This window comes from Candidatus Contendobacter odensis Run_B_J11, assembly GCF_000531125.1.
Taxonomy (GTDB): domain Bacteria; phylum Pseudomonadota; class Gammaproteobacteria; order Competibacterales; family Competibacteraceae; genus Contendibacter; species Contendibacter odensensis.
Genome location: NZ_CBTK010000050.1, coordinates 1 through 5,906 on the forward strand (window position 1 = coordinate 1; position 5,906 = coordinate 5,906).

The following is a 5,906-nucleotide window of genomic DNA, read 5'->3' on the forward strand; positions in this document are numbered from 1 at the left end:
AAGCTGGCGCAACGCAGCGCCGATGCGGCCAAAGAGATCAAAGGCTTGATTACCGACAGCGTAACCAAGGTCGAAGACGGCGGCAAGCTGGTCGAGCAATCGGGCCAGACTCTGCGTGAGATCGTGACGGCGGTGAAGAAAGTCAGCGACATCGTGGCCGAAATGGCCGCCGCCGCCCGCGAGCAGGCCAGCGGAATCGAACAGGTCAACAAGGCCATTTTGCAGATGGATCAAGTCACCCAGCAGAACGCTGCGCTGGTGGAACAAACCGCTGCTGCCAGTCACGCCATGGGTGATCAAGCCCACGAACTGCAACAACTCATGGAATTTTTCACGCTGGATGACCGGGCGATGCGCAAGGTTACGACCGCGCCACGTCCGGCCTCCAGTCCAAATCCACGTTCACGTTCGGTAAGCTCGGTAACCCCGCTTAAACCTGCCTCGGCCAAAGCACGGCCTGCTGCGCCGGTTAAACCGCAACCCGCTGCCAAGTCCACCAATACCGAGGAGTGGGAAGCGTTCTAAGCAACCGAATCCCCCCTGCCTCTTTTTCAAGGGGGGATTTCAGCGCACCCCCCGCCCGCGATTCTGGTTGCGGGAAATGGCCTTATTCCAGGAGGCCGGCGCGGTAGGGCATGGATTTCATCGACGGTAGCTTCTTTGGCTGGTGACTCTCTCCTGTCTGTTCTATGCTTCAATTAAACTACCTGTGCGGTAGGTTAATTCGTCTTGATTACGCTCTTCATCTGCATCATGCCATGCCCATCAAACACTTAGGAGGTTCACTGTGGCCGCTTTCGAGAAAGTTCATTTGCCATTTATCCGAAAAATCCCACTGTCTAAAATCGTGCCCAACAATAACTCGGAGACCAACCATCAGGGCTGGTTTTCTTATTTCTGGAGCGAAGCCTACATCTGGGAAGCGGATTTCCTGAAACATGGAGAGCCGGTTATTGCGCTGTTTACCGCCCTTTTTGACCTGCCCAAGGAATGGGAGCCGCCGGCGGTGGGCGGATGGACCCAGGCCAAACTGAAGGATGCGGAGCAAGCGACTGGCGCGATCCAACTCAACCGCAAGCGTGAATGGAATACGGTTTCCAATGAGATACTGTTCAACGCCTTGCTGGCTCTACTGACCATCGGATTCAGGCGAATCCCGATTTCGAGAAATTCGACCATCGCGACCGACGATACTTCATTGGAGATGGCCAAGTATCTGAAGAAATTCGACCATTCTAAAAAAGTTCAACTGGGCTGGCGAGGAGACATGCGCAAGCTCGCCGACCTGATCAATGGCGGTGGCTTTATCTGCAAGGCCGAATCAATAGCCAACAATTACGCCGCCAGTATCAACATGCGTCAGCCCTGGCATCCCTTTTCCAAACTCTCGATCCGGTGTGATATGTGGTATCGCCGCGTGTCTGCGGACAACTGCAAGCAGACCGTTATCAGTGTCACGACTGACTTCAAGACGGCCTCGGTATTTCCTCAAGTGAGCGAGTTGCACATCTTCCCCGGGGTGGAAATGAAGCAAGACATCGCTCAATTAGTGAGGGACGGCAAAGTAGACCGGACTAAACTCTGCGAGGTGACGGTACAGCGGGCTTCTGGAGAAAGGAAAGTGCTGCTACGCGCCGCTGATCAGGCACAGATTTTTCTTTGCTTGCTGAATGGCACTTACTTTGACACTAAAGAAGCCCAGGAAAAATTTTCGGAGGCCGTGGCCTTCAATGAATTGGCAATGCGCGAGGTTCCCGCTGACGATATCCTGGCCTCGATTACCTACGTGCGTATTCACCACGGAACATCGAATGGAGAGGGTTATACCGCCATTTATGATCCGGCTGTTTCCATCGAAGTTCGCGCCGACCTCTTCCAGCGAAAGACCGCTCCCCACTGCACCGGTCCGCAACTCTATCAGGCAGGGCTTATGGAATACGAGCGGGCAAAACAGACCTTCACCGCAGCCTGGTCAGAGGAAGGAGCCTCCAGAGCCGGGAGTCGTCTCGATGATGTAGATGACATTACCAAGGTCAAGGTCGCAGGTGTTTCCACGGTTGTTGAGGTCAAGCGGCTCAGCGACAACAAAATCCTCTACACCGTCTGAGTTCCTGGGTGGCAGGCTCCGTCTTCGCAGCAGGTCTATTCTTGAAAAGAACGGTGTTTGTCACCCACTACTATATGGATTGATAGGAGATCGAGTAGCCGTTGGACGGAAAGTCGGCGGTTGAGAACGCTCTGCTTTGCCCAACCTGCTAAAAACTCAACATCTATTTGAGCAATGGTATTACTTCCTCTTAACCCCAAATCCGTCGCCGAGCGTTTATGGTTATACCGATCCTGGTTAAACTTTGGAGGAAAAAACCGATGAACCGAACCCGATGGTTGTATCCACTCACTATCCTGCTCCTGTGCAGTGCTGCGCCACTGGATGCGCTGGCCCGTATCAAGCTCACCACCTTGCCGATGCGCGAGCGGGTGGAAATCCAGCTCGATCACCCGCAAGTTGCTCTGGTTGAGGAAGAGCGCATCGTGCCGTTGGTCAAGGGTGTTAACCAGGTAGATTTCTCCTGGGCCAATACTCGTATTGACCCCGATTCGCTGGTATTGCGTATTCTCGCGCCGCCCGCCGATCAGCCGCTGGAGGCTAAAGTGCTGTCCGTGAGCTATCCGCCGAATGAAACCGCCTTGGTCTGGTCCGTCGCCGCCAGTGCGTCCGGTGCGGTGCGGGTGCGAATCAGCTATGTGCTGGGTGGATTAGGCAAGGATTTCCATTACCGCGCCGTCGCCGACCGCGACGAAAAGACCCTGAATCTGACCCAACTGCTGCGGGTGAATAACAACGCCAACGAGGCTTATGACACTGCCGAGTTTTGGGCCGGGGTTGGCGAACGCTTCAATAAGCCCCTCGGCTTGAACGAAACCAAGGAAGTGCAACTGGGGCGCTTCGCCGCCGTGCCGGTGCGCAAAACCTACACCAGCAGCCCGATGGAATTCGGCTATCTCGACCGCGCTCAGGACAAGCTCAACGTACCGATGCATTACGTCATCAAAAACGCGGGTGGCACCCTGGGCCAGGAACCGCTGCCGGCAGGCAAGGCGCGCATCTTTCAGGATGACGGCAAAGGCGGTAGCGCTTTTCTCGGCGAGGATCGCGGCAAATTCACCGCGCCCGACGATGAATTGACGCTTTATCTCGGCCTGGCCCGTGACATTGCGGTGCGGCGCACAGTGGATCACAACGAACGCCAGCGCATTGCCGGCAATCTGTACCGCTACGACGTGACCCTGAAATACGAGATTGAGAATTTCAAGGACGCGCCGGTCACCCTCGACCTGGTGGAAAGCGTCCGCCAGATTCGCAACGACGTTCGTGGTGACAGTGGCCGCGACCCGGAATGGAAATTGGGCGACGGCACCTTGCGCACTCCCGATCCCGAAAAGAGCGACGCCGACACGTTGCTGTTTCATGTAGACCTGCCCGCCCGCGCCGCCGCTGGCCAGGCGCAAAAGCAGATTCATACCCTGCGGCTGACGCTGAATAACGAATGGTGAGCGCCATGATTCTGAACCGGATTGTTCGGCTGTTCTGCCTGTTCGGGTTGCTGCTGCCGCTGGCGGTGCCAGCGCGCAATATCGATCTCGCCACGGTGCCCGAACGGCGCACGGTGCAACTGACCATCTACAACTCCGAGGATTTAACCCTGGTGCGGGAAAGCCGGGTAGTGACTTTCAAGCAGGGGGTGAATCCGTTGCAATTCTCCTGGGCCAACACCTTGATCGATCCAACTTCGGTGGAACTGAAATTCCGTGAACCGAAAGCCGGGATTGAAGTTCTCGACACCACCTTTCCGCATGACAAGCCGCAGATGCTGTACTGGAATGTGCAGAGCGACGCCAACCGCGAAGCGGTCATCGAGATCAGCTATTTCACTTCCGGCATTAGTTGGGCGGCGGATTATCTGGCGATAGCCGATCCCGATGAAAAAGCGTTGCGCTTGGAAAGCTTCGTCCGAGTGAAAAATAACTCCGGCGAAGACTATGAAAACGCCCAGGTTCGCTTGGTCGTGGGCACCATCAACCTGGTGGAAAAAATCGCTGAATTGGCCCAACTGCCGGTCGGGCGGCTGGAGGAACTCAAGAAGGAGGATTATGGGAATTTGCGGCAGAAGGCCGCCCGCCGGATGCTGGCGCCCGCTGCCCCCGCGCCGATGCTGGCAATGGATAGTGTAGCCGGTGCGATGGCGGAGATGGTGGCACCCAAGGAAGTCATCAAGGAAGGCTTGAGCGAGTACTTCATCTACACCATCGAAGGGACCGAAACCGTCCCGAACGGCTGGGCCAAGCGCTTGCGCAGTTTCGAGGCTGCCAACGTGCCGATGACGGTTGAATACCGCTACCGGCCGCGCGAATACGGCGAGCAACTGACTCGACTGTATCTGCTACGCAATGACACGGCGTCCGGGCTGGGCGTCACGCCGTTGCCGGATGGAATGCTGCGGGTATTCCGTGCCAATGGCCGCGACGGGCTGAGCTATCTAGCGACGCAGAATCTTAAATACGCACCCATCGGCGACAAGATCGAACTGAACCTCGGCACCGATCCGGCAGTGGTGTTCGAGTTGCTCAAGCAGAAAGTCTACCGCGACAATTTCTGGTTGCAGATCAAGGGCGGTAATCTCTATCGCAAACTGGGCGAGGACGGGTTGCCGAAGCTGGAGATGGAGGTTCAGGTGGCCGGCTGGGATGAGCACACGGTCTATCGGCAGAAAATTCGTAACTACAGCGGCAAGCCGATCAGCGTGCAAATCCGCCGCGAAATTCCCGGCGATATCGTGTTCCGCAGCCGGCTGAATCCGACGCTGCACGATTTCCAGACGGTGCAATGGACCGCCGAGGTCGCCGCTGCCGGCAAGGCCGACCTGGATTATGAGATCGTCAGTCGGCAGGGCTATAACCAGAAGCAGAACCGGGTGGAATTACCGGTGGATGGAGTGACCGCCCGGTGATGAAGACGCTTTGACATCCTCGCCTCACCCTTTGGGGGAAGGGCCATTAACTTAAGCAATTTCGTGAACGGTTCAGATCTGACCTCAAGGTACGCCGTGCGTACCCTACTGCAATCTTGCCGCTGTAGGGTACGCACGGCGTACCGCTTAAGTTGTTGCCCGCGTCAGGCTTAGCGCACTATCAAGGTGGTTCTATTCCGGTTGCGATACCGCATGAGCGAGCCATTGGCTTTCTGCCTTGCCACCTATCGGTTTTCGACCTCTACCGTAGGAGCGGGCTTTAGCCCACGAACATCGTCGCCTGAAGGCCGTTCCTACCCTCGAATTTTCGTCAACTACACGTTTCAATTTTGAATCTGATCGGTGGTGAAGGCTTTCTGCCCGCTCGGTTTCCCACTGCTTCGGCTGTGCTACAATTCGCCGCTTAAACCGCCTTCCTGGTCGGGTCAAATGTTCAATAGAAGGTTTCCGCATGTCTGACATTGCTAAAGAAGTCCTGCCGGTCAATCTCGAAGACGAGATGCGGCAATCTTATCTTGATTACGCCATGAGCGTGATTGTCGGACGGGCATTACCGGATGTGCGCGATGGGCTTAAACCGGTGCATCGGCGCGCACTATTTGCTATGAGCGAATTGAGCAACGACTGGAATAAACCTTATAAGAAATCCGCCCGTGTGGTCGGTGATACTATCGGCAAATATCACCCACACGGCGACACCGCAGTTTACGATACCATGGTTCGTATGGCACAGCCTTTCTCGCTGCGCTATATGCTGATTGATGGTCAGGGTAACTTTGGCAGTGTGGATGGCGATGCGCCGGCAGCGATGCGTTATACCGAAGTCCGTATGTCCCGCATTGCCCACGAACTACTGGCTGATCTGGAGAAGGAAAC

The 5,906-nt window shown here is 56.0% G+C and carries 5 protein-coding genes; all 5 read left to right on the forward strand.

The window, feature by feature from the left end; translation table 11 throughout:
• Positions 1 to 525 (forward strand): methyl-accepting chemotaxis protein (locus BN874_RS26145; protein WP_034431165.1); only part of this gene is annotated, 525 nt, incomplete at its 5' end.
• Positions 526 to 787: 262 nt separating this feature from the next.
• Positions 788 to 2,107 (forward strand): hypothetical protein, encoded by a 1,320-nt coding sequence (locus BN874_RS04630; RefSeq protein WP_034431166.1) that lies wholly within the window; start codon positions 788 to 790, stop codon positions 2,105 to 2,107.
• Positions 2,108 to 2,367: 260 nt separating this feature from the next.
• Positions 2,368 to 3,555, forward strand: a complete 1,188-nt coding sequence (locus BN874_RS04635; protein ID WP_034431168.1) for a hypothetical protein — start codon at positions 2,368 to 2,370, stop codon at positions 3,553 to 3,555.
• Positions 3,556 to 3,560: 5 nt separating this feature from the next.
• The gene (locus BN874_RS04640; protein ID WP_195912101.1) at positions 3,561 to 5,009 is read left to right on the forward strand and encodes a DUF4139 domain-containing protein; all 1,449 of its coding nucleotides are present in this window, start codon (positions 3,561 to 3,563) and stop codon (positions 5,007 to 5,009) included.
• Between the two features lie 472 nt (positions 5,010 to 5,481).
• A partial coding sequence (locus BN874_RS04645; protein WP_034431170.1) for a DNA gyrase subunit A occupies positions 5,482 to 5,906 on the forward strand: 425 nt, incomplete at its 3' end.